At 57.2% G+C, this 23909-nt stretch carries 25 protein-coding genes; 12 read left to right on the top strand and 13 right to left on the bottom strand.

Annotated features, from left to right (window positions below; all coding sequences use genetic code 11):
• Positions 1–174: 174 nt before the first annotated feature.
• From lptF to rsmA, 6 genes are all read left to right on the top strand, one after another.
• Positions 175–1317 carry an LPS export ABC transporter permease LptF gene (lptF, locus tag ACXAEW_RS13740; RefSeq protein ID WP_474941858.1) on the top strand — a complete coding sequence of 381 codons (1143 nt, stop codon included), beginning with the start codon at positions 175–177 and terminating at the stop codon, positions 1315–1317.
• Complete coding sequence (lptG, locus tag ACXAEW_RS13735; protein WP_474941857.1) at positions 1314–2417, top strand: LPS export ABC transporter permease LptG; 1104 nt, start codon at positions 1314–1316, stop codon at positions 2415–2417. The genes lptF and lptG overlap by 4 nt, the downstream gene beginning before the upstream one ends.
• A 1-nt stretch (position 2418) precedes the next feature.
• The gene (locus ACXAEW_RS13730) at positions 2419–4584 is read left to right on the top strand and encodes an LPS-assembly protein LptD (protein ID WP_474941856.1); all 2166 of its coding nucleotides are present in this window, start codon (positions 2419–2421) and stop codon (positions 4582–4584) included.
• Positions 4569–5831, top strand: a complete 1263-nt coding sequence (locus ACXAEW_RS13725) for a peptidylprolyl isomerase (protein ID WP_474941855.1) — start codon at positions 4569–4571, stop codon at positions 5829–5831. Before ACXAEW_RS13730 ends, ACXAEW_RS13725 begins: the two co-directional genes overlap by 16 nt.
• A complete protein-coding gene (gene pdxA / locus ACXAEW_RS13720; RefSeq protein WP_474941854.1) occupies positions 5828–6802 on the top strand; it encodes a 4-hydroxythreonine-4-phosphate dehydrogenase PdxA in 975 nt (324 codons plus the stop codon). Before ACXAEW_RS13725 ends, pdxA begins: the two co-directional genes overlap by 4 nt.
• Positions 6803–6874: 72 nt before the next feature.
• Positions 6875–7720 carry a 16S rRNA (adenine(1518)-N(6)/adenine(1519)-N(6))-dimethyltransferase RsmA gene (rsmA, locus tag ACXAEW_RS13715; RefSeq protein WP_474941853.1) on the top strand — a complete coding sequence of 282 codons (846 nt, stop codon included), beginning with the start codon at positions 6875–6877 and terminating at the stop codon, positions 7718–7720.
• A gap of 131 nt (positions 7721–7851) precedes the next feature.
• Here the strand turns inward: rsmA and ACXAEW_RS13710 are convergent, their stop codons facing one another.
• The 3 genes from ACXAEW_RS13710 to prfA all read right to left on the bottom strand — a co-directional run bounded on the left by ACXAEW_RS13710 (position 7852) and on the right by prfA (position 10679).
• Positions 7852–8559 carry a DUF4167 domain-containing protein gene (locus ACXAEW_RS13710; RefSeq protein ID WP_474941852.1) on the bottom strand — a complete coding sequence of 236 codons (708 nt, stop codon included), beginning with the start codon at positions 8557–8559 and terminating at the stop codon, positions 7852–7854.
• A 225-nt stretch (positions 8560–8784) separates the two neighbouring features.
• A complete protein-coding gene (gene prmC, locus ACXAEW_RS13705; RefSeq protein WP_474941851.1) occupies positions 8785–9627 on the bottom strand; it encodes a peptide chain release factor N(5)-glutamine methyltransferase in 843 nt (280 codons plus the stop codon).
• Positions 9624–10679: a peptide chain release factor 1 gene (gene prfA / locus ACXAEW_RS13700; RefSeq protein WP_474941850.1), complete on the bottom strand. Its 1056-nt coding sequence runs from the start codon at positions 10677–10679 to the stop codon at positions 9624–9626. The genes prmC and prfA overlap by 4 nt, the downstream gene beginning before the upstream one ends.
• Positions 10680–10739: 60 nt before the next feature.
• On the opposite strand from prfA, the gene ACXAEW_RS13695 reads away from it, so the two are divergent.
• Complete coding sequence (locus tag ACXAEW_RS13695) at positions 10740–11030, top strand: hypothetical protein (protein WP_474941849.1); 291 nt, start codon at positions 10740–10742, stop codon at positions 11028–11030.
• A 57-nt stretch (positions 11031–11087) separates the two neighbouring features.
• Here the strand turns inward: ACXAEW_RS13695 and ACXAEW_RS13690 are convergent, their stop codons facing one another.
• The 4 genes from ACXAEW_RS13690 to ACXAEW_RS13675 form a co-directional block, all read right to left on the bottom strand.
• Positions 11088–11459: a CZB domain-containing protein gene (locus tag ACXAEW_RS13690; RefSeq protein WP_474941848.1), complete on the bottom strand. Its 372-nt coding sequence runs from the start codon at positions 11457–11459 to the stop codon at positions 11088–11090.
• 151 nt (positions 11460–11610) lie between these two features.
• Positions 11611–12558: an agmatinase gene (gene speB / locus ACXAEW_RS13685; protein ID WP_474941847.1), complete on the bottom strand. Its 948-nt coding sequence runs from the start codon at positions 12556–12558 to the stop codon at positions 11611–11613.
• Positions 12527–13519, bottom strand: coding sequence for an agmatinase (gene speB, locus ACXAEW_RS13680; protein WP_474941846.1), 993 nt, complete (start codon positions 13517–13519; stop codon positions 12527–12529). Before speB (ACXAEW_RS13680) ends, speB (ACXAEW_RS13685) begins: the two co-directional genes overlap by 32 nt.
• A 59-nt stretch (positions 13520–13578) precedes the next feature.
• The gene (locus ACXAEW_RS13675; protein WP_474941845.1) at positions 13579–14742 is read right to left on the bottom strand and encodes a M20 aminoacylase family protein; all 1164 of its coding nucleotides are present in this window, start codon (positions 14740–14742) and stop codon (positions 13579–13581) included.
• Positions 14743–14806: 64 nt separating this feature from the next.
• Here ACXAEW_RS13675 and mazG point away from each other — a divergent pair, with 64 nt between their 5' ends.
• The 3 genes from mazG to ACXAEW_RS13660 are packed head-to-tail and all read left to right on the top strand — an operon-like array spanning position 14807 to position 17041.
• A complete protein-coding gene (gene mazG / locus ACXAEW_RS13670) occupies positions 14807–15628 on the top strand; it encodes a nucleoside triphosphate pyrophosphohydrolase (protein ID WP_474941844.1) in 822 nt (273 codons plus the stop codon).
• A gap of 10 nt (positions 15629–15638) precedes the next feature.
• Complete coding sequence (locus ACXAEW_RS13665; RefSeq protein ID WP_474941843.1) at positions 15639–16580, top strand: nucleoside hydrolase; 942 nt, start codon at positions 15639–15641, stop codon at positions 16578–16580.
• Entirely contained in the window at positions 16577–17041 is a 465-nt protein-coding gene (locus ACXAEW_RS13660; protein WP_474941842.1) for a GNAT family N-acetyltransferase, read from the top strand. Before ACXAEW_RS13665 ends, ACXAEW_RS13660 begins: the two co-directional genes overlap by 4 nt.
• A gap of 4 nt (positions 17042–17045) precedes the next feature.
• Here ACXAEW_RS13660 and ACXAEW_RS13655 read toward each other — a convergent pair whose 3' ends face one another.
• A complete protein-coding gene (locus tag ACXAEW_RS13655; protein ID WP_474941841.1) occupies positions 17046–17609 on the bottom strand; it encodes a hypothetical protein in 564 nt (187 codons plus the stop codon).
• A 140-nt stretch (positions 17610–17749) separates the two neighbouring features.
• Positions 17750–18343, bottom strand: coding sequence for a GNAT family N-acetyltransferase (locus tag ACXAEW_RS13650; protein WP_474941840.1), 594 nt, complete (start codon positions 18341–18343; stop codon positions 17750–17752).
• 332 nt (positions 18344–18675) lie between these two features.
• On the opposite strand from ACXAEW_RS13650, the gene ACXAEW_RS13645 reads away from it, so the two are divergent.
• On the top strand, positions 18676–18927 hold the full coding sequence (locus tag ACXAEW_RS13645) for a DUF2798 domain-containing protein (RefSeq protein ID WP_474941839.1): 252 nt from the start codon (positions 18676–18678) through the stop codon (positions 18925–18927).
• Here ACXAEW_RS13645 and ACXAEW_RS13640 read toward each other — a convergent pair.
• From ACXAEW_RS13640 to ACXAEW_RS13625, 4 genes are all read right to left on the bottom strand, one after another.
• On the bottom strand, positions 18924–19388 hold the full coding sequence (locus ACXAEW_RS13640; RefSeq protein ID WP_474941838.1) for an MEKHLA domain-containing protein: 465 nt from the start codon (positions 19386–19388) through the stop codon (positions 18924–18926). The genes ACXAEW_RS13645 and ACXAEW_RS13640 overlap by 4 nt on opposite strands.
• A 73-nt stretch (positions 19389–19461) precedes the next feature.
• Entirely contained in the window at positions 19462–20739 is a 1278-nt protein-coding gene (eno, locus tag ACXAEW_RS13635; protein ID WP_474941837.1) for a phosphopyruvate hydratase, read from the bottom strand.
• Between the two features lie 159 nt (positions 20740–20898).
• Positions 20899–21783, bottom strand: coding sequence for a DMT family transporter (locus ACXAEW_RS13630; RefSeq protein WP_474941836.1), 885 nt, complete (start codon positions 21781–21783; stop codon positions 20899–20901).
• A gap of 142 nt (positions 21784–21925) precedes the next feature.
• Positions 21926–22339 carry a Fur family transcriptional regulator gene (locus tag ACXAEW_RS13625; protein WP_474941835.1) on the bottom strand — a complete coding sequence of 138 codons (414 nt, stop codon included), beginning with the start codon at positions 22337–22339 and terminating at the stop codon, positions 21926–21928.
• A gap of 229 nt (positions 22340–22568) precedes the next feature.
• Between ACXAEW_RS13625 and ACXAEW_RS13620 the strand changes: the two genes are divergently transcribed.
• Positions 22569–23891 carry a DEAD/DEAH box helicase gene (locus ACXAEW_RS13620; RefSeq protein ID WP_474941834.1) on the top strand — a complete coding sequence of 441 codons (1323 nt, stop codon included), beginning with the start codon at positions 22569–22571 and terminating at the stop codon, positions 23889–23891.
• Positions 23892–23909: the final 18 nt, after the last annotated feature.

Here is a 23909-nt window from a genome sequence, read left to right as displayed (position 1 = left end):
CGGTGACTAGGCAAAACGCATGGGACTAAAAATCAAAGACGGTGACAAGGGAATACTGCGTCTTACCGACCAAAGGAGCGGCAATTCTCCGGCAGGTCGAAATTGCAGTTTTCACGGCTGTTTGAATGCACTAAGGTCGCCGCAATAAGACACATGCGGATCTGGGGGGATTGCTTGTCACGTTTCGACAGATATGTCCTGTCTCAATATCTGCTATTCTTCGGCTTCTTTGCTCTAGTTCTTGTGGCAGTTTTTTGGGTGAACCGCGCTGTGGTGCTGTTCGACCGGTTGATCGGTGACGGTCAGTCGGTTCTGGTTTTCCTTGAGTTTTCAGCGCTGACGCTACCGAACTTGATCCGAATGATCCTGCCCATTGCCGCCTTTGCCGCGACGGTTTGGGTGACCAATCGTCTGAATGCGGAAAGTGAGCTGACGGTTCTGCGCTCCACAGGGTCAAGCCCCTGGCAACTGGCGCGTCCTGCACTGGCATTTGGGGTGTTCTGCGCCGCAATGATGCTGGCGCTGACCCATTTCCTGCTGCCCCTGTCCATCAGCCAGTTGGATGAGCGCCAGTCGGAAGTTGCACGAAATGTCACCGCACGCCTTCTGAATGAAGGGGATTTTCTGCACCCCGCATCGGGAGTGACCTTCTATATCCGTCAAATCGATGATGATGGCACCTTAAACGATGTATTCCTGTCAGATCGGCGTGACCCGGATCAGACGGTGACCTATACCGGTTCCAAAGCGTTTCTGGTGCGAAACGAAGATCGCACCCATTTGATCATGGTGGACGGCATGGCCCAGCGTCTGCAGAAACAAACCCGTCGGTTGTCAACCACGGCGTTTTCAGATTTTTCATATGATATCAGCCCATTAGCCAATAAGGCTGAGAATAAGTCCCGCAACATTCGCGCCATTCCAAGTGCCGAGCTGATGCACAGCCGGGACATGGTTCAGGCCCGCGATGGACATAGCCTTGGCGCCCAGGCAGAGGAGTTGCACCTGCGATTTGCCCGCGCCTTAGTGTGTATTGCCGTGACCTTGATTGGGTTTTCTTCTCTGATGCTGGGGAATTTCTCTCGATTTGGGGTGTGGAAGCAGGCACTGCTGGCCTTTGTGCTGCTGATCGTCGTCGAAGGTATGCGCGGCGTTGTGTCCGAACCTGTTCTGCAGGACCCGGATCTTTGGCCGTTGATTTATGTACCAACCGGATTTGGGATCGCCATCGCGCTGATCTTCCTACAGCTATCAGCCCAGCCACTAGGGGTTCGATTAAAGCGGTTGCGCATGGCGCGGCGGGAGGCTGAGTCTTGAAGCTGGACTTTTATTATGCCCGCCGGTTCCTGCAGTGGTTTGCCGTTATCAGCGGAGTTTTGATGACTCTGGTGTCCTTGATCGATCTGAACGAACAGATCCGGAGGTTTGACGGCGTTGATCTGAGTTTTGCGGAGCTGGTGAACCTGACACTTTTGAACACGCCGGCCGCGCTGAATGAGTTTTTGCCGCTGATCATGATCCTGACCACGATCGTGTTGTTTGTCGGGCTTGCTCGCAGCAGCGAACTCGTGGTGACACGCGCCGCCGGTCGATCTGGCATCCGCGCCCTTGTGCCCCCTTTGGTTGTGGCGATGCTGATCGGTCTTGTGGCGCTGACCACTCTAAATCCGATCGCGGCGGCAACCGCGAACCGCTACAAGAAACTGTCGGATGAATACCGCAATGGAAATGGGGCAGTTTTTTCCATCAGTGGAGAAGGTCTGTGGTTGCGTCAGGGAACGCCTGCGGGACAATCCGTGATCCATGCCGGTGGATACCTTGGCCTGGGAGACGCCGTGGCACTGCAGAATGTGAGCATCCTAGAGTATTCAAATTCCGGCGGCCCGAAAACGCGCATCCTGGCTGACACGGCGCAATTGGACGGGGATGCCTGGGTTCTGACCAATGCAAAGGTCTGGCCGCTGACCGTGGGTTTTGTTCCGGAGAACGCCGCCAAAACACATGAATCCCTGCGCCTTCCGACCACACTGACCACAGAGCGGATCCGGGACACGATTGGCGCAACTGAAGGGATTTCGATCTACAACCTGCCACAGACCATACGAGATCTGGCCAGCGCCGGGTTTTCGACCAAACGGTATGAGGTTCTGTTGCAGGTGGAGCTTGCACGTCCGATCTTTCTGGTATCAATGGTTCTGGTGGGGGCGGCGTTTACAATGCGCCACGCCCGTTTTGGCGGAACCGGTCTTGCGGTTCTGGCTGCTGTTCTTTTGGGCTTTGGCCTTTATTTCATTCGCAACTTTGCCCAGATCCTGGGTGAAAACGGACAGGTGCCTATTGCGCTGGCAGCCTGGGCACCGCCAGTTGCGTCCATAATGCTGACGTTGGGGCTCTTGCTCCATGCGGAGGACGGATAATATGCGCCGCACTCTTTTGATGACTGTTGTGCTGCCCTGGTTAGCGGCGGCCTCGCCCGCCCTTCCACAAGAGCTGGCAGCGCCCGCAGCTGTGACACAGCAGGCGGTTTTGGTGGCTGACAAGGTTTTTATCACCCCGGATCGGCAGCTGGTTGCCTCGGGCGGGGTGGAAGTGTTCCAGAATGATGTGCGCCTTCAGGCCGAGAAGATCATCTTTGACGATGAAAGCGGGCTGCTCAAGATCGAGGGCCCGATCCGCATTGACCAGAACGGCGATCTGTCAATCTTGGCCGATGCCGCTGAATTGGACAGCGACCTGCAAAATGGCATCCTCTCCTCCGCGCGACTGGTGTTCAACCAACAGGTGCAGCTGGCCTCATTGCAGGCTACTCGGGTGCGCGGGCGGTATACTCAGCTATATAAGACGGCAGTGACGTCCTGCGATGTATGCAACGACGGTCGCCCGCCGCTCTGGCAGATCCGGGCTGAACGGGTGACCCATGACCAGGAAGAACGCCAGATCTATCTGGAAAACGCCCAGTTGCGTGTCCGCAATGTGCCGGTGTTTTACTTCCCGGGACTGCGCCTTCCGGATCCGACCCTGGACCGCGCCACCGGGTTTCTGGTGCCGTCCCTGCGGACCACATCGAACCTGGCGACAGGTATAAAGGTGCCCTATTTCTTCAAAATCGGAGATCACAAGGACCTGACGCTTTCACCCTATGTATCATCCAAAACCCGGACCTTGGACTTTCGCTACCGTCAGGCCTTCCGGCGCGGAAATATTCAGTTGGACGGTGCCTTTACCCGGGATGATTTGCAACGTGATCAGGACCGTGGATATGCGTTTCTGAACGGGCGCTTTGATTTGTCACAGGGTTATCGGCTGTCCTTCAACCTGCGCACGGTATCCGATGACGCCTATTTCGCGGACTACGGGCTGGACGATGTGGACCGTCTGCGTTCAGATATCACGCTCTCTCGAATCAAGCGGGACGCGTTTCTGCGCAGCGGGATTACCCATTACAAATCGCTCCGTGACAGCGAAGCACAGGACGAAGTTCCATCTCTGATTGTCGATTTTGCTTACGAAAAACAGTATCATCCGGTCTGGGCTAAATCCGGGACATTCAGCTACCGTTTGGAAACCCATGCCCATCGGCGGACCTCGAACGAGCTGGCGACGGATACGGATTCAGCGGGCCGGGACATTGGGCGGTTCTCGTTTGATTTGGACTGGGACCAAAATTGGCGCTTCAACTCCGGTGTGGTTGCACAATGGCAGCTCGGAGCTGCCTTTGAGCAGTTTTCCATCGAAGATGACGCTGTTTTTGCAAACGATAGCGGCCGCACGGTCCCACGCACCGCACTGACCTTCCGCCTGCCGATGACCCGTGTCACAGCGGGGGGAGCCACCCAATATCTGGAACCCATTGCGCAGATTGCGTGGTCCCACATCTCTGGTGATGAAATTCCAAATGATGAAAGCAATTTCGTCGAATTTGATCAGGGTAACCTGTTGTCGCTGTCACGGTTTCCGGCTTCGGACCAGCGCGAAGACGGTCTGCAGCTGGCCTATGGCGTGAACTGGGCGCATTTTGCCCCCTCGGGATGGCAGGCTTCGGGCACTATCGGGCAGGTTCTGCGTCAGGATGCCGAGGAAGACTTCACCAAGACATCCGGCCTGGGCGGCACATCTTCGGACATTCTGCTGGCGGGGCAATTGAAGCTGAACCAGGGTGTTGCCCTGACAGCTCGGGGGCTATTGAATGGCTCTTTGAACCTGTCAAAAGCCGAGGTCCGCGGAGATGTGAGTTACAAAAAGGCCAATGTGCGCGGCAGCTATCTGTGGCTGGGCACAGACGCGGCCGAAGACCGCGATGATTCCACCTCGGAGCTCTGGTTTGATGGCAACTATGAGGTCAATGCAAATTGGCTGGCCAGCGCCAACCTTCGCTATGACGTCTCGGACGGACGTGCCACGCGGGCGGGGCTTGGACTCGCCTATCAAAACGAATGTGTGACGGTCGACCTGTCGGTCAATCGACGCTATACATCGACAACAAGTGTTGAGCCTTCCACGGATTTCGGCTTTACCATTTCGCTAAACGGATTTTCCGTAAACAGCGGCACCAATAAGTACAGGCGATCATGCAGCAAGACTTGATTATTCCGCATTTCCTTTCCGCAACAGCGCGCCAATTCGTACGGCGCGCCTTGGGCGCTGCTGCGGTTGCGGCCCTTCTGGTAACCTCTGCGCCCGAGGTTTCGGCACAGGGGCTGTTCTCGCCTGTTATTCGAGTAAACGATCAGGCCATCACCGAATATGAGCTGCAGCAACGTGCACGCTTCCTTGCCGCCACCGGAACGGCTGGCGACCCGCTGGAAGAAGCGCGCAAGATTTTGATCGAAGACAAGCTGAAGCTGGAACTGATCAACGAATTTGGCCTGACGCCAACAGATGAGGAAGTACGCGAGGGTATGGAAAACCTCGCGCAGCGCGCAAACCTGTCCCTGGATGAATTCCTGGGAACACTTGCCCAAGCCGGTGTCGATCCGCAGACGCTGCGTGATTTCACTCGGGTTGGATTGGGCTGGCGCGAGTATGTGGGGGCGCGTTTTCTGGCGCGGGCACGGCCAAGCGAAGCAGAAATCGACCAAGCCATGGGCTCAGCAGGAACGGGCGGTGTTCAGGTATTGCTGTCCGAGTTGATCGTGCCGATCACGCAGGAAAACGCCGCTCAGGTCGAGGAGTTTGCCGAACAGGTCCGTGCGCAGAAAGGGTTTGACGCCTTTTCAGCCGCCGCATCACGCTTTTCGGCGGCTGACAGTCGTAAAAACGGCGGTCGCCTGCCGTGGATGAACCTGACCAACCTGCCGCCACAGCTTCGCGATGTGGTTCTGAATCTCAAGACCGGCGAAATTTCAGACGCGATCCTGCTGCAAGGGGCCGTTGCCTTGTTCCAGATGCGTGGCATTCGCGAGGTTGAGGGCGGATCTGAACGCTATGCTGCGATTGAATATGCGACTTACCTGATCCCGGGCGGACGCTCGCCCGAAGGCCTTGCAGCGGCGCAAGCCGTCATTGATCAGGTCGACACCTGCGACGATTTTTACGGGGTTGCGCAGGGACAGGATCCCGCAGTTCTGACAGTCGAAAGCCTGCCGCCAGCGGATATTCCACGCGACATCGCGCTCGAGCTGGCCAAGCTGGACGCGGGCGAGACCTCGACCGCTGTGACCCGCAACAACGGACAGACGCTGGCCTTGGTTATGCTATGCGGTCGCACCAGCGAAGTGGCAGAACAGACAGATCGTCAATCCGTCGCCAATGCGCTGACACAACAGCGGCTCGAGACATTCTCGAATAGCTTGTTGTCGCAGCTGAAGTCCGAAGCGCGCATCGTCGAATGAGCAGCCCCGCACGCCCGATTGCTCTGAGCTGTGGCGAGCCTGCAGGGATTGGACCGGAGATCGCTGTCAAAGCCTGGGACGTTCTCCGTGCCGGATGCCCCTTTGTCTGGCTGGGTGATCCGCGCCATTTGCCGCAGGGGACGACGTTTGAGACTGTCGAAACCCTTGCGCAGGCCAGCGAGGTTTCGGTCCGGGCATTGCCGGTTTTCCCCATCCCCTTTGAGGGCAACACGGCCAAAGGGGTCGCAGACCCCCAAAACGCACGCGGCGTGATCCGGGCGATCGAAACCGGCGTTTCACTGGTGCAGTCCGGTGAGGCGGCCGCTTTGTGTACGGCACCGATCCACAAGAAAGCCCTGATTGACGGCGCTGACTTCGCCTATCCCGGCCATACGGAATTTTTGGCGCATCTGGGCGGACGTGATCGCGTGGTGATGATGCTGGCAAGCCCTGCCCTGCGTGTGGTACCGGCAACGATCCATATTGCTCTTGCTGATGTGCCAAAAGTGCTGACACCGGACCTGCTGGAAGAGGTGATACGGATCACCGCCGACGGCTTGCGGGATCAGTTTGGTATTGAAGCGCCGCGCATTGCAGTGGCAGGCCTTAATCCCCATGCGGGCGAAGGCGGGGCCATGGGGCGGGAAGAGCTGGAGTGGATCAACGATCTGCTGGCCGGACTGGATCTGGATCACTGTAACATCACTGGCCCTCATCCGGCCGATACGCTGTTTCATGCAACCGCGCGCAAATCCTATGACGCTGCCGTCTGCATGTATCACGACCAGGCACTGATCCCGATCAAGACATTAGATTTCGACCGGGGTGTAAACGTAACCCTTGGTCTGCCCTTTATCCGTACCTCACCCGATCACGGGACGGCCTTTGATATCGCAGGCACAGGGAATGCCAACCCCTCCAGCCTGATCGAAGCGCTATTGCTGGCGCAACGAATGGCTGCCAGCTCTTGACGGCTGCGGGGTGCGCTCCTAAGCACGCGCAACGCCTCCGCATCCCATGCATTTGGTCAGAACAGAGAGATTATGAGCGCTATCGATTCCCTGCCCCCTCTGCGTGAGGTCATTGCCACGCACCAGTTGTCGGCCCGCAAATCGCTTGGCCAGAACTTTCTGCTGGATCTGAACCTGACGGCCAAGATCGCGCGCCAGGCCGGAGATCTGAAAGACTGTGACGTTCTGGAAATTGGCCCAGGTCCCGGAGGCTTGACCCGTGGGCTCCTGTCTGAAGGGGCCCGCCGGGTGCTGGCCATTGAAAAAGACCAGCGCTGCCTGCCAGCTTTGGCCGAGATTTCAGATGCCTACCCGGGCCAATTGGAAGTGATCAACGGCGACGCGCTTGAAATTGACCCGCTGGCCCACCTGACACCGCCAATCCGGGTTGCGGCAAACCTGCCCTATAACGTGGGTACTGAATTGTTGGTGCGCTGGCTGACACCAAAAGAATGGCCTCCGTTCTGGCAAAGCCTGACCCTGATGTTTCAGCGCGAAGTGGCAGAGCGTATCGTCGCGCAACCGGGCAGCAAAGCCTATGGTCGCCTGGCGATCCTGTCGCAATGGCGCTCTGACGCCAAGATTGTCCTGTCGCTGCCGCCGGGTGCCTTTACCCCGCCTCCAAAGGTCAGCAGCGCTGTTGTGCATCTGAACGCCCTGCCCGCGCCGCGCTATCCGGCGGATGCAGCGACCCTGTCACGGGTTGTGGCCGCTGCGTTCAATCAACGGCGCAAAATGCTACGTGCTGCGCTCAAATCGGTAAGCCCGGATATCGAAGACCATCTGGCCGCTGCAGGCATCCCGCCCACAGAACGTGCAGAGCAAGTCAGCCTGGAAGCCTTCTGCGCCTTGGCGCGAAGCCTGAAACCCGTAACCTAAAACCTGTAGGATAGAGAGCGCCAGACAGGTCACTTCTTATGACTGGTTATGTCTGGCCCCGGCTCACAAAGAAAGAAACCCCGCGTGCCGGTCTGGCTGCGGGGTCTTTTGATTTCGTTCTCTTCAGCGTTTTACTCTGCCGCTGCCGCCGGATCACCCGGATCTACGGGAGACTCGTCTGACTTTACCTCTGCAGCCGGGGCTTCGCCCTCGGGTTTGGCCTTAGGCTTACGCGCACGAGTGGAGCGAGGTTTTGGTGCCTCTTCACCTTCTGCGACCGGCTTGCGAGCGCGTGGCTTGCGCGGTGCAGCTTTCTTGGGCTTGGCCGGAGCATCCTCGACTTCAGCTTCAGGCGCGCCGCTTTTGTCCTCAGGTGTCTCCACCAGGCCGCTTCCGCTGTCGCTCTCTGATGCCTCGCGCGGGTCGATCACGTCGGTTGCTTCAGCAGCTACAGACGCAGTTTCTGCATCGGCTTCGGCCTTGGACGCAGCTTCGCGTTCCTGACGCTCAAGACGCTCTGACCGTTCACGATCACGCTCTGCCTGGCGTTCACGGTTTTGCCGCTCCTGCTCCTCGCGACGGGCCTCGATCTCACGCTGGGCTTCGTTCAGAAGCCGTACGTAATGCTCGGCGTGCTGCTGAAAATTCTCAGCAGCCACACGGTCGTTGCCTAACTGTGCATCGCGCGCCAGTTGGTTATATTTATCAATGATTTGCTGCGGCGTACCGCGCACTTTGCCTTCGGGTCCAGAACTGTCAAACACGCGGTTGACAACATTTGCACCGTTGGGACGGCTCCGGTTCGATTTCGACCGGGAACGGGATTTAGACGATCTCATAAGCCTAACGTCAGCCTTAGTTCATTATGTCTGAGACCCCGAATTTGCGCGCCTCTGCGCAGGGTCGTCGACGATTTTGGGCTTGATGTCGCCGCAGAGGACTTTAGCTCCTCACACTCAAGCGACAATCTTGAGTAACCATGTAATGCCCCCCGACACAAGGGGTCGTGTAGAAATTTATGCGATTTTTCCCATCAGAGGTACGTTTTTTCGGATTTTCCCGGGTCAGACGGGCCAAAATCCGCAGATAACGCGGTCACGACCGTCCATGTCTCTTACGGTACGCACTTGGGTCAAACCGGCGGACAGGAACAAATCCGTGACCGCTGCGGCCTGGGTCGGACCAATTTCGACCATCACACGACCACCCGGTGCGAGATGCGCGCCAACTCCGCGGCAGATTGCGCGATAGGCCCCAAGACCGTCCGCCCCGTCAGTCAACGCCATTTCAGGCTCATATTTGCGCACTTCGGTGCTGAGATCACCCATTTCCGAAAGTGCAATATAGGGCGGATTGGAGACGATCAGGTCAAACTGCCCCTCAACCGCGAAAAACCAGTCCGAAGATTTGATGTCCGCGCGATCCTGTAACCGGTGCAGAACCGCGTTGGCACTGGCCTGCAGGCAGGCTGCCTCACTCAGATCCACGCCTAGGCCGGTTGCACCTTCCTGTTCGGCCAACAGCGTCACCAGAATGCAGCCGGATCCCACACCAAGGTCAAGCACCCGTTTGAACGGCTGGCTCAATGCGGTTTCGATCAGCGTCTCTGTTTCGGGGCGCGGGTCCAAGACATCTCCCGAGACCTTAAAGCGGCGGCCATAGAATTCGCGTTCCCCAACCAGATGTGAAACCGGAACCCGGATCGCACGCAGGGAAATCAGCTGTTCGTAACGGTCCGCAACCTCATCCGACAGTTCTTCAGGAGCGATCAAGGTGACACGGCTGGCTTCGATGCGGGCGGCGTGGGCCAACAGCACCCGGGCATCGCGAGCCGGGTCGGCGACGCCTGCTGCGCGCAGGCGGTGTGTTGCCTCGGCCATCGCCTGGGCTGCAGTTCCGACGCTCATTGGTCCATCTCGGCCATCAGGCGGGACTGGGCATCCGCCGTCAGCGCATCAATGGTCTCATCCAAGTCTCCCTGCAGGATCTGATCCAGTTTGTAGAGCGTCAGGTTGATCCGGTGATCGGTCATTCGTCCCTGTGGGAAGTTATAGGTTCTGATACGTTCGGAACGATCCCCGGACCCCACCTGGCTGGCGCGATCAGCCGAGCGTTCATTGTCGATGCGCTGACGCTCCAGATCGTAAAGCCGGGTTTTCAGAACCTGCATCGCGATCTCGCGGTTACGGTGCTGGGATTTCTCGGAGCTGGTCACAATCATGCCGGTTGGCAAATGGGTGATGCGCACAGCGGAATCTGTGGTGTTCACGTGCTGACCACCGGCACCTGAGGCACGCATGGTGTCGATCCGGATGTCGGCGGGGTTGATGTCGATGTCGACGTCCTCTGCCTCGGGCAGAACGGCAACCGTTGCGGCAGAGGTATGGATACGCCCGCCGCTTTCGGTTGAAGGCACCCGCTGCACCCGGTGCACGCCACTTTCGTATTTCATGCGGGCAAAGACGTTTTCACCCTTGATATGGGCCACAACCTCTTTGATCCCGCCAAGTTCTGTGGCCTGTTCCTCGATCAGCTCCAATCGCCAACCGCGCGCCTCGGCGTAGCGGGTATACATCCGCAAAAGATCACCCGCAAAAAGCGCAGCCTCATCACCGCCTGTGCCCGGACGGATCTCCAGAATCGCGGGGCGCGCGTCGGCCTCGTCCTTGGGCAACAGCGCGAGTTGAAGCGCATGTTCCGCCGCGGGCAGAGCGGCTTTGAGCGCGGGAATTTCCTCTGCGGCCAGTTCGCGCATATCGGGATCATCCATCAGCGCTTCGGCCTCTGCCAGATCTGCTACCAGCTTCTGATAGCTGCCGATCTGTTCGGCCACAGGGCGCAGGTCGGAATACTCCTTGGCCAGCTTTGCAATATCCTCGCCACTGCTTCCATCTGCCATTGCAGCTTCAAGATACTGAAATCGTTGCAGGATTTGGTGCAGACGTTCTTCGGGGATCATCGAGGTGCTTTCATATCTTTTGCGCTTAGGCAGATTTGAACTATGTGATATGCTAGCGTCATGCAACTTACCAGTATTCTTGTTTCTTTGGCAGTCGTTGCAAGTCTGACACCCGCCTTCGCAGATGTGGCAGGTCCAGGAGGAAAGACCATCGACTGCTACTGCACCGATTCGTCTGGCAGCCGGATAGAATTGGGAGAAACCATCTGCTTGTTCGTGGATGGAAATATGTTCATGGCACAGTGTCAGATGTCACTGAATGTTCCCATGTGGCGCAAGGTCGAAGACGGATGTACCACCTCTCACCTCAAGCAGAGCCGCCCCAAAGGGCGGAACCCAGCGCAGCTATAGCAATCCGATTTCCTGACCAAGCCTAAAGCACTTCAGGCTTGGCGCAGGACGTGATCCTCAGATGCTCTGCTTCCACTGAAGCATGGCCGTGTTCAGATTGGTTGTTGCAGCGTTATATCCTGGACCATTCAAGGCCCGTTCCGCAGCGGCAAGGTCGTTTTTCTCTACCAGTTCAGCGACACGTCCCGCTTCCAGATGGAAAACCGTATGAGTTTTCATCACCTCTTGATAACCGCTGCTTTTTGCGACTTTGGGGTCAGACGTCAATGAAAACAGCCACTTGCCAAAAGAGCACTGGTCATTGGTGCGAATATCGCAGCTCGGCTTGGGAAGCTTGCCTGTCTTAACTGCATCGCCCAGTTTTTGCTTCCAGGCTGCATGCGCCTGCATGGCTTCCCCGATTTGTTGCTCCAATACGGCTTTGTCCATTGAACCCTCCTTAGTCTTCGGAACGTCCTGATCAATAGCCTCAGATGAGTTAATTTTTGCTTTTCGCTCCGCAAATGAACCCAAAAGGAAACTGCCCGCACGGCATGTGTCTCCGGATATCAGACAACAGTCATACCGCGCAGGCGCGACTTTATTTGCGCGCAACTCCCGGCAAGATGCAGAGCATTTCATAAAGGAGGTTTGCCGCCGTCAGAGCAGTGTTGCCGTTTGTATCATAGGGCGGCGACACTTCGACCATGTCACATCCCACAATACTGACCCCTGTCAGTGAGCGGATGAGTTCCAGAGCCTGCATGGTCGTCAGACCGCCAATTTCCGGGGTACCGGTGCCAGGCGCAAACGAGGGGTCAAGCCCGTCGATATCAAAGGAAATATAGGTCGGTCGGGTGCCAATGTCGCGACGGATTTCTGCGCCCATGCCCGCCAGAGAGCGCCCCCACAGTTCGGCTGCGGGGAAATGCTGAAACCCCCAGCTGGTTGCCTCAGCAAAGTCTTCGGCTGAATATCCCGTACCGCGCAGACCAATCTGGTAGACCTTGTCGGGCACAACCAGACCTTCTTCATAGGCGCGCCGGAACACAGTGCCATGGGTTTCCTTTTCCCCAAACATGTCCTTGTTTACATCCGCATGCGCATCCACATGGATCACCGCCATCGGCCCGTATTTACGAGCCATGGCCCGCAAGATCGGCAGGGTGATGGAATGATCCCCTCCCATCGCCATCGGCGTGCAGCCACCGGACAGGATCGCGTCGTAGCTTTCCTCAACAATGCGCATCGAATCCTTCAGTGAAAACGTATTGATCGCCAGATCCCCGATATCGGCCACGTTCAGAAAATCAAACGGCGCCGCCTTGGTGGTCATATTGTAAGGGCGGATCATCGCGCTCTCAGAGCGGATCTGCTTGGGGCCAAATCGGGTGCCAGAGCGCCAAGATGTGCCAATGTCCATCGGGATCCCCAAGAACCCCACATCCAGCCCATCAAGCGAAGTGGCTTGCGGCAGCCGCATGAAGGTGTTCGGCCCCGAGAACCGTGCAAGATCGTTACCGCTGATCGGTTGATTGGTTGGTGTCATTTTTTAAGATATTCCAGCCCAGTAGGCAGATGATTTCGGTTGCAACATGAGCGCCGGCAATGGCTGTAGCCCCAGAGGTGTCGTAAGGCGGAGAGACTTCCACGATATCGCCACCTTTGATGTTGATGCCAGCAATTTCGCGCAAAATACGCGCGGCTTGCGCAGAGGACAAGCCACCCCATACCGGTGTGCCTGTGCCGGGGGCAAAGGCAGGATCCAGACCGTCGATATCAAAGGTCAGATAGACCGGGCGGTCCCCCAAAATCGCCTTGATCCGGCGCGCGGTTTCCACCGGGCCGATCTCATGCACTGTGGGGGCATCGATGATGTTCACCCCCAATGTGTCGGCATTGGTGGTGCGGATCCCCACCTGGACGGAGGTCTTGGGATCAATCAGGCCCAGCTTCACCGCTTTATAAAACATGGTGCCGTGGTCGACGCGGTCAAGATCATCATCCGGCCAGGTGTCGCTGTGCGCATCAAACTGCAAAAGCGACAAGGGGCCATAGCGTTCGGCATAGGCTTTGAGAATCGGAAAGGAGATATAGTGATCGCCACCGATGGCAACCGACGCCGTGCCCGTGTCGAGGATACCCCGTATGTGATCGGTCAGCGCATCTGGGAAGGCTGCGACATTGGCATAATCAAACGCCAGATCGCCGTAATCCACAATGGCAAGTTCTCCCATTACGTCAAAGGGCCAGCCATAGGGCGCATCGGGGCTTTGCAAGGCGCTGGCTTCGCGCACCGCGCGGGGACCAAGACGTGTGCCCGGGCGGTTGGTCACCGCCTGGTCAAATGGCACACCGGTTACGGCAATATCCGCCTTGCGCAGGTCCTTTGTATAGCGCCGACGCAAGAAGGACATCGCCCCACCAAAGGTGTTTTCAAAACTCGGCCCCTTCAGGTCTTCGCGGGTGAAGGCCTCATCCACCTGGTTTTTTGCATCTTCCAGTGCCATGACATACTCCCTGCGTCGCGCTTTGATATTTGATCAAATATACGATACCCGCGCTTCTGTCATCCCACCGGTTGGAGGCGCTCGACCAGACGGGCAAAGAATGAAGCGCCAATGGGCGCAACCTCATCGTTGAAGTCGAATTTCGGGTGATGAACGCTGGGCCCATCCCCCTGCCCCAGGAACAGATAGGCACCGGGACAGGACTGCAGGAAATAGCTGAAATCCTCGGATCCCATTTGCGGCGCGCAGTCACCATCGACACGGCTGTCGCCAACAACTTCGCGCGCGGTGGCCAGCGCCAGCTCGGTTCGGCTGGGGTCATTCACGGTGGCCGGATAACCGACATGGTACTTCAGCTCCGCGTCCACCCCATAGGCGATCGCTTGACCGCGCACGATTTCCTCCATGCGGCGCATCACAACAGCCTGCGCATTTTGATCAAAAGACCGCACAGTTCCGTTGATAAATGCCGTGTCCGGCACGATATTGTCGGCGCTGCCTGTGTGGATCTGCGTGACCGAGACCACAAGATCATCGAGCGCAAAGTGATTGCGACTGACGATAGTCTGGATGGCCTGCGCGATGCCACAGGCGGCAACAACCGGATCGCGGGTTTCATGGGGCAACGCTGCATGGCCCCCAACACCGTTGATATAGATATAGAACTCATCCGCGGCCGCCATAATCGGGCCCGGCCTGGCGATAAAATGCCCCGCAGGCACCCCCGGAGCTGTATGAAGCGCATAGATCTGCGAAATGTCGAACCGCTCCAGCACGCCCTCTTCGACCATGTAACGGGCCCCGCCCACGGTTTCTTCGGCCGGTTGGAAAATCAACGCCACCCGCCCCGAGAAATTACGCGTCTCGGCCAGATATTTCGCGGCCCCCAACAGCATTGTGGTGTGACCATCATGACCGCAGGCATGCATATTGCCTTTATGTGTGGAGACATAATCGACGCCCGTTTCCTCTTCGATCGGCAAAGCGTCCATATCCGCGCGCAGGCCAATAGTCTCACCTTTGGTGCGCCCGTTGATAATGGCCACCATGCCGCTGGTGGCGATGCCCTCGTAAAGCTCGTCCACGCCAATTTCGCGCAGTCTTTCAGCCACATATGCTGCGGTTTTGGGCAGCTCCAAAGACAATTCGGGAATTGTGTGCAGATGCTGTCTCCATCCCTGCATCTCGCGGGCATAATCGGCAACACGGTTCACGACGGGCATGGGCTGGACTCCTGCATTCGACTCGGTGATTGATGCATGTGACACTGGAACAAGGGCAACCGCAATGACTGACAAACCGATCATCCACGATGAAAGTGCCGGAATTGAACGTCTGCTCGAAATCATGCGCTGTTTGCGGGATCCGGACACTGGTTGCCCTTGGGATCTCGAACAGGATTTTGCAACTATCGCGCCCTATACCATTGAAGAGGCCTATGAAGTTGCGGATGCGATTGAGCGGGAGGCCTGGGGAGAGTTGAAAGGCGAGCTGGGCGATTTGTTGTTCCAATCCGTGTTTCACGCGCAGATGGCAGCCGAGGCCGGGCATTTCACTTTTCAGGACGTGGTGACAACCATGTCCAACAAGATGGTGAGCCGTCACCCACATGTCTTTGGCGAGGAGAGCCGGGAGAAATCCGCCGAACAACAGACCGCCGATTGGGAAGCGATCAAGGCCGCCGAACGTGCCGAGAAAAACCAAGAGGGCACATTGGATGGTGTCGCCGTCGGACTGCCTGCCCTGTTGCGGGCGTATAAGTTGCAAAAACGTGCGGCGCGGGTCGGGTTTGACTGGCCTTCAGCACAGAATGTGATTGCAAAAATTGCTGAGGAATCAGCGGAACTTGTAGAAGCGCGCGATCATCTGTCCCAGGATGAGGTAGAGGAGGAATTTGGTGACCTGCTGTTTGTAATGGCCAATCTGGGCCGTCATCTGGGTGTTGAGCCCGAAGCCGCTCTGCGCAAGGCCAACGCTAAATTTACCCGACGTTTCCAAGGGGTCGAGGCAAAACTGGCCGAGCGTGGAAAGTCGCCAAGCGACAGTGATCTGGCCGAGATGGACGCCTTGTGGGATGCGGTAAAGGCGGATGAACGGGCCAAAAGGTAAGGACCAGGCAATGAGCGCACGAAAGATCATCATCGACACAGATCCAGGCCAGGACGATGCGGTTGCAATCCTTTTGGCGCTGGCCTCACCGGCAGAAGTCAACCTGCTGGGGATCACCTGTGTAGCCGGAAACGTCCCGCTTGCCTTGACCCAGAAAAACGCACGAATTGTCTGTGAGGTCGCGGGAAAAACCGATGTCCTGATCCACGCCGGCTGCGACGCGCCGATGCGCCGCTCGCTGGTGACGGCGGAACATGTGCATGGGAAAACAGGGTTGGACGGACCGGAGCTGTTTGAGCCCAGCATGGCTCTGGCCGATCAACATGGGGTGGATTTCATAATCGACACTTTGCGGCGCGAAGCGGCGGGCAGCGTGACGCTCTGCACGCTTGGACCGTTGACCAATGTTGCAACGGCCTTCATACGCGCCCCGGATATTGTGCCCAAGGTCAAGGAATTGGTCATGATGGGCGGAGCCTATTTCGAGGTCGGCAATATCACCCCAGCAGCAGAATTTAACATCTATGTCGATCCGGAAGCCGCTGAAACTGTGTTCAAATCTGGAGTGCCTCTGGTGGTGATGCCGCTGGATGTTACCCACAAGGTGCTGGCGACCCGCGCCCGCGTGGAGGCTTTGCGCGCGATTGGCAGCAAGGTTGGTACCTTCACCGCCGAGATGCTTGATTTCTTTGAACGCTTTGACATCGCCAAATACGGATCCGACGGCGGCCCGCTGCACGATCCTTGTGTGATTGCCTATCTCCTCAAACCCGAGTTGTTCCAGGGGCGTCACATCAACGTGGAGATTGAGACTGAGTCCAAATTGACACTAGGGATGACTGTCGCAGATTGGTGGCGGGTGACAGATCGTGCGCCCAATGCCATGTTTATGGGAGATGTGGACTCTGACGGGTTCTTTGACATGCTCACCGAAAGGATCGCGCACCTATGAGCGCTCAACTACACCTCGCCAAACCGGCCCATCTGGACAAGGTGGTGGAATTGGTCGAGGCCTTCCATGCGGAAACAGAGATCAAAAGCGACGATGCGCACCGGCGCACAGCAATTGAACCGCTTCTGCACGGGCACCCGTATGGTGCTGTCTATCTGATCGGTCCACCCCGTGCGCCCGTAGGGTACATCGTGCTAACGTTTGGCTGGTCAGTTGAACTGGGCGGCATGGATGGGTTCGTGGATGAACTATACGTCCGCCCAACCGTTCGCGGCCGCGGGATTGCAACCGAAGTGCTGCAAAACCTGCCCAAGATGCTGGCCGACGTCGGATTAAAAGCGCTGCATCTGGAAGTGGATTATGAGAATGAAACCGCGCTGCGTCTTTACGGGCGCGCACGGTTTGAACCCCGTGAACGGTATTTTCTGATGACAAAGGTTCTGGCCAAACCCGGCGGTTGAACCTTCACTGCAGACGTCGGGTAAACTCTGGAAAATTGGCGGCCAGCTCTGTTGCGCTGAGGGCCTGACTGCGCCCTGTCAGAACCGAGGCTGCAAATTGCGCGTCAGCCTCTGCCAGGATTGATATCAGCGGCCCGTCCATCAGTTCGGGATTCTCTTTTAGCATTGCACCCAGATCAATGTGGATGTGCGCCCCCTCCCCCACATAGCGTTCCTGACCGAGCGCAAAGATAACCAGGCACGGCAAATCACATTGACCGTTTGTCGCAACCAATGTGGCCACACGCGCCCCACCATCCTGAAGATCGCGAATGACCCGGCCAACACGCAGCGCCTCGTCCAGGGTTCCACCAGAGCTGTTCAGCCAGATCCCGATCGCTTGCCCCCGGTCCAGGTTCAAAGCTGCGGACCAAAAGGAATGAAGAAAGGCACCGTGAAAGGCCTCATCCAAAGGACCATCCAGCCTGATCCCGCCCTGAACCATGCGCCAATCCGCTGCGGCCGGGCCCCCAAACGCAAGCGTTAACCCCAATACACCAAAGCCAAACAGCCGCCGCATGTGTCCCATGAAATTCGCGCTCCTTGTTGTGCCAATGAACACTTCAAGGACCACGATGTCATAAAAAAGTTACAAAACAACTCAAAGCCTGACAAGACGCCAAAAGATCATGATGTCTTGACTATAATGACGTCATTTTAATCAACCGCTCAGACCAAGGGTATGTGTTGTGCTTTCTCTGGATCGATAAGGCCTGTGATGCGAGGATCATCCATGACTTCGATTGCACGCCTGTAGGGCTTGAAACCGGATCTGATGTAGAAAGACAGAGCCTGAGCGCTGTCCAGAGAACAGGTATGAACGTAAAAGCGTGTGATTTGGCGGGCAAAAGCTCGTTCGATTGCGTGTGCCATCAACCAGCGGCCAACGCCTTTTCCGATCAGCTCTGCCGAGAGGCCAAAGAACGACAGTTCGCAGTCCCCATCGTTTTGCCATTCCAGTTCCAACAGGCCCAGATCGCGGCCGTCCTTTTGGACGGACCAGACTTCCACACTGTCCTGAGCCAGATGCGCCTCCAGCTGTGGCTTGTCCAATTGAAGACGCGAGAACCATAGATAGTCCTCCCCGACAAGCCGGTAGAGTTTGACATACCACTCTGCACTGGGACGATCGTGACGCGTGATGGAAAGCGCGTCCGGCGGAGCAATTGCCCCCGTCTCGGCGCGTTCAAACATCTGCAGATACGTTACCACAGCGGCCAGCTTGCCTGCGGGCAGCTCGGTGATACCATCAGGAAACGTCATGTATTCTTTCCACTTCAAGTCAGATTTTGCTGCAAGGTCAGGTGCCTGACCACCGCGTGCCCCCGCTCCCGTTACAGAAGGATGCAATTTTCGGCTTTGTTTCAAGTGCAATCTGACCTGCGGTCTTGCGCAATTACGCCGGGATTGCTAGCTCATATACAGCTGAAAAACGTGGACCGGTCAGGTTATCCCGGTCACTGACAGGCTGCCCCTTGGGCCCCTGTCCAGGAGTTAGTCTGGCATTTGCCCGAACCCGCAGCAGCACCCAATAGGACATTGGGGGATGCTGTTATGTTTCGAAGGCTCCCCCTATAAAAGATACGGAGTTTCAAATGGCGCCAGATAAACGCGTTATATTTCTTGGCCAGTTTCTGATTGCCCTGATGATGGCCTTTCTGATGACGGGCATTTTCACTGCCATCCCCAGCGGCTTTGCCGACGGGTGGGTCCGGATGTGGATGGGGCGCTTTGTCGTCGCGATGCCAGTGGCCTTTGGACTTTCAATGCTGGTTGGACCCTTTGCATTCTGGCTGGCCCGAAAAATAGTCCTTCTGCTGCCGAGACAAAACGCATGTAAGCCTTAAAGCAACCTGTAGTCGGAAAAACTGGCAGCTTCCCCCCGTTTTTGTCCGGTGTCGTCGATCAGCGTCCAGATTACCGCATTTTGGATTTCGAACCTCTGTCCTGTGGCACTGGTGCGGATGCCACAGTAGTCATCAATGAAGCCCTGCGCGCGCATACGGTCAAACATCTCAGCGCGCGCATCGCGATGTTGTGGCTCTGCGGTCAATCGTGACGGCATTCCTACCAGCTGCGCCCAGTTCATATGCCACAGCTCTTGCGCGGCCAGGTTACCATAGGTGAGCACCGGATCATCGTCGGTGCTATGGGACAGGATGGGGAATGGCGCATGATACAGCGCCTGCGGAGCAGCATAACGATACAGCGCGCGCCCCAACAGCCGGGCATAGCTGCTGGTCAGAAGTTGCGCATGTTCGGCCTGAAATTCATTTTCAGAACTGGGTTCCTGCATCATCTGCCCCATATTAATCCCTTTTCAAACAAACAACGCCCCACCATATGGCGGGGCGTTGCAGCATTCAATCAGGTTGATGCGTTTAGGCTTTCAGGATCGAGCGGCCTGCGTATTCCGCCACTTCGCCCAGCATTTCTTCAATACGGATCAACTGGTTATACTTTGCAAGCCGGTCAGAACGCGCCAGCGAGCCGGTTTTGATCTGGCCACAGTTGGTTGCAACGGCGAGGTCTGCGATGGTTGCATCCTCGGTCTCGCCAGAGCGGTGCGACATGACATTGGTGTAACGCGCACGGTGGGCCATATCGACCGCTTTCAGCGTCTCGGTCAAAGAGCCGATCTGGTTTACTTTGACCAGCATGGAGTTCGCACAGCCACGTTTGATCCCTTCAGCCAGACGCGCCGGGTTGGTTACAAACAGATCGTCGCCAACCAGCTGGACTTTGTCACCAATCTGATCGGTCAGCGCCTTCCAGCCGTCCCAATCATCTTCGGACATGCCGTCTTCGATAGAGATGATCGGGTAGTCGTTGACCAAGGCTGCGAGATAGGCCGCGTTTTCATCCGAAGTCAGGGTCTTGCCTTCGCCGGACAGGACATATTTGCCGTCCTTGTAGTATTCGGTCGCCGCACAATCGAGCGCGAGATAGATCTCCTCACCCGGCTTGTAGCCCGCTTTTTCGATCGCTTTCAGGATGAAATCCAGCGCGTCACGCGTTGACCCCAGCTCTGGTGCAAAGCCACCCTCGTCACCCAGACCGGTGGACATGCCAGCGGCGGACAGGTCTTTTTTCAGGGTGTGGAAGACTTCGGAGCCCATGCGCACCGCATCACGGATATTTTCCGCGGCAACAGGCATGATCATGAATTCCTGAATGTCGATCGGGTTGTCTGCATGCTCACCACCGTTGATGATGTTCATCATCGGAACCGGCAGAACCCGCGCCGAAGTACCACCAACATAGCGGTACAGAGGCTGGGTGGTGAAATCAGCAGCCGCTTTTGCAACGGCCATCGACACGCCGAGGATCGCGTTTGCGCCCAGGCGGCCTTTGTTGTCGGTGCCGTCCAGATCGATCATCGCCTGGTCGACCGCAACCTGATCGGTTGCGTCAAAGCCAACCAGCTCTTCCGCGATCTCGCCGTTTACCGCCGCAACGGCTTCCAGAACGCCTTTGCCCATGTAACGGGACTTATCGCCATCGCGTTTTTCGACCGCCTCATAGGCACCGGTCGATGCGCCGGATGGTACTGCGGCGCGGCCCATGGTGCCGTCTTCCAGCAGAACGTCGACTTCAACAGTCGGGTTTCCGCGGCTGTCCAGAATTTCACGGGCGTGAATATCGATAATGGTGCTCATCACTGTTGTCCCTGGCTGTGACTTACGGGTGCTGACGTCATACCAGCCGGTTTGTAAAAGTAAACCATGTTCGTTATCGCTAACGGCATTTAAATGCGCAGTTTAGGGCTAACAATTAAACTGTTTGCGCCAACGGTCTGAAATTAAAGGGCAAACGGCTTATGCGTTGATCGCGGTCGCAGCCCGTTGCAGGCGGCGTTCTCGTAAGAAGGTGTAAAGCCCTGAGCCAATAACAAAAGTAGAGCCCACAAGCGTCCAAAGGTCGGGCCGCTCGCCAAACACGATAGCGCCCACCAAAATGGAGAATAAAAGCCGCGTATACCGGAACGGCGTGACCACGGATGCATCGCCAATGCGCATTGCAATAACAATGGCGTAATAGCCGCAAACCCCAAAAAGGACGCCCGCTGCGATCATACTCCAATCGGTGGAAACAGGCGCAGTCCAGGCATCACCGTTCCACCACATCAGCAACACCCCCGCCGGCACAACAGTGACAAAGGCCTGGAAGCTGATCACGGTCGAAGGAACATTGGGATCCAGCTTTCGGGTCATCAGATCACGGGCAGCCACTCCAAGAACGGCAATCAGAACAAGCAACGCAGACGGCTGAAATCCCTGCAGACCGGGACGGATGATCATGATCACCCCCGCAAACCCCACAACAATGGCGCTCCACCGGCGCCAGCCAACCTGCTCTCCCAGAAACAGAGCCGCGCCCATAGTGATCACAAGAGGCGTCGCCTGAAAGACGGCGGCAACAGTTGAAATATCCACCAGAGACAAAGCTGTTCCATAAGACAGGGCCGACAGGGATTCGGTAGCGGCCCGTGCCAAAAACAGCGGCGTCCAGGCCCGACGGTCGAACAGATCATGCCCCTGCAGACGCGCCAGAACTGCAAAGGCAGTGGCGCTGCCCGCCGCAATAAGAATCAGGATCTGGCCAACAGGAAGCCCCACCGACAACGCCTTGATAAACATATCCTCAAGGGTAAAGCCCACCATCGCGAGCAATACCAACAGAATGCCATTCACATTATTCACTGTGATCTGCCCCCACATAGACGGCGCGAACCGAGAACCGTCTCATATGCTTGACATCGGATCCGCGGCTTGGTGCAAGCTCATATGCGACAAACCGTCATGATATGGCGTGCGACAAGGCATCACCATTCTTGATGGGAGGTTAGCTGTTGCGCTTTGGCACGCCATAAAGTTCCAGCTTGTGCCCGCGCAGCTCATAGCCCAGACGCTCGGCGATCTTTTCCTGCAGCGCTTCAATCTCGGGATCACAGAATTCGATCACCTCACCGCTGTTCAGGTCAATCAGATGGTCGTGGTGATCGCGTTCGGCATCTTCATAGCGCGCACGCCCGTCGCCGAATTCGAGGCGCTCCAGAATACCTGCCTCTTCAAACAGTTTCACAGTGCGGTAAACCGTTGCAATCGAGATCGCATCGTCCATGGTACTCGCCCGTTTGTACAGCTCTTCCACATCGGGATGATCCGCGCTGTCTTGCAACACTTGGGCAATCACCCGGCGCTGACCTGTCATACGCAACCCTTTGGCCTCACAACGGGTGATAATTGACGATGTCATCGCAGTCCTCTCTTTTCACTGCAAAAGTCTTAGAGCGTCCTGTCTCTAACGGAAATGAATGGAACCGCAAACCGGCTTTTATTGACCATAGCCGGTTGACAAGCCGGTTATCCACAGTCATTTGCCCAGCAACTGATATTCTTTGGTATGCGGACCGCCTGTAACGGGTTCTCCGCGCATGACAGCAGCCCCGCCCGAACGGCGCATGCGGCTGCGAAAGGATCACCGAGTGAGCGATTTTGCTGCAATGGAGCTGCCGCCGCAGCTTTTGAAACGTCTTGAAGCCATGGAGCTGACCACGCCGACCCCCATTCAGGGGCGCGCCATTCCCCATGCTTTGCAGGGGCGTGATGTCCTGGGGCTGGCCCAAACCGGCACAGGGAAAACCGCGGCCTTTGGCATTCCTCTGGTCGCCCAGATGCTGGAGTACGGGCGCAAGCCGGCCGCGGGCACCGTGCGCGCGTTGATCCTGGCACCGACACGGGAGCTGGTAAACCAGATTTCGGAAACCCTGAAAGCTCTCACCGAGGGCACGCCGGTCCGTGTCACCGTGATTGTGGGTGGTGTGTCGATCAACCCTCAGATCACCCGCCTGTCGCGCGGCTCTGATATTGTGGTCGCAACGCCCGGGCGTCTTTTGGACATTATGGACCGGAATGCGATCGACCTGGGATCCTGTGACTTCCTGGTGCTGGACGAAGCCGATCAGATGCTGGATATGGGCTTCATCCATGCGCTGCGGAAAATCGCCCCCCTTCTGCCCGAAGAACGCCAGACGATGCTGTTCTCGGCCACCATGCCCAAACAGATGAACGAGATCGCGTCGACTTATCTGGACAGCCCTATCCGGATCGAAGTCACCCCGCCGGGCAAACCCGCAGCCAAGGTGACCCAGTCGATCCACTTTATTGCCAAGGCCGAGAAACTGTCGCTGCTGAAAGAGCTGCTGGCAGAGCACAAGGATGAGCGCACGCTGATTTTTGGCCGCACCAAACATGGCATGGAACGTCTGATGAAGACGCTGGACAAGGCGGGCTTCTCGGCGGCGGCGATCCATGGCAACAAAAGCCAGGGACAGCGTGAGCGCGCATTGGCGGCGTTCAAATCCGGAGAAGTCAAATTCCTGGTGGCTACCGACGTGGCAGCACGGGGTCTGGATATCCCGGACGTGAAATATGTCTATAACTATGAGCTCCCCAATGTTCCGGACGCCTATGTACACCGCATTGGCCGGACCGCACGTGCGGGCAAGGACGGTCAGGCGGTTGCCTTCTGCGCTCCCGATGAGATGGACGAGCTGAAGGCGATTCAGAAAACCATGAAGATCACCATCCCCGTGGCCTCTGGCCGCCCCTGGGAAGCTATGCCGGATCCCTCCGCCGCCAAAGGGCGTCGTGGAGATGGTCCGCGTCGCGGAGGTCGCCCTGGCGGAGCTCCCAAAGGGGACGCAGGTTCCCCAGCAGGCGGCAAACCCGGTGGGTTCCGCCGTCGCAACAAGGCCAAGAAACCGGCCAAACATGGCGCGCCGTCACCCGGACGCCGCCCCAGCTGATCCTCTGCCTGCGGGACC

This window comes from Epibacterium sp. ABZ3_068, assembly GCF_056159265.1.
Note: the sequence above shows the minus strand (reverse complement) of the source record. Positions and strands in the feature narration are given on the sequence as shown.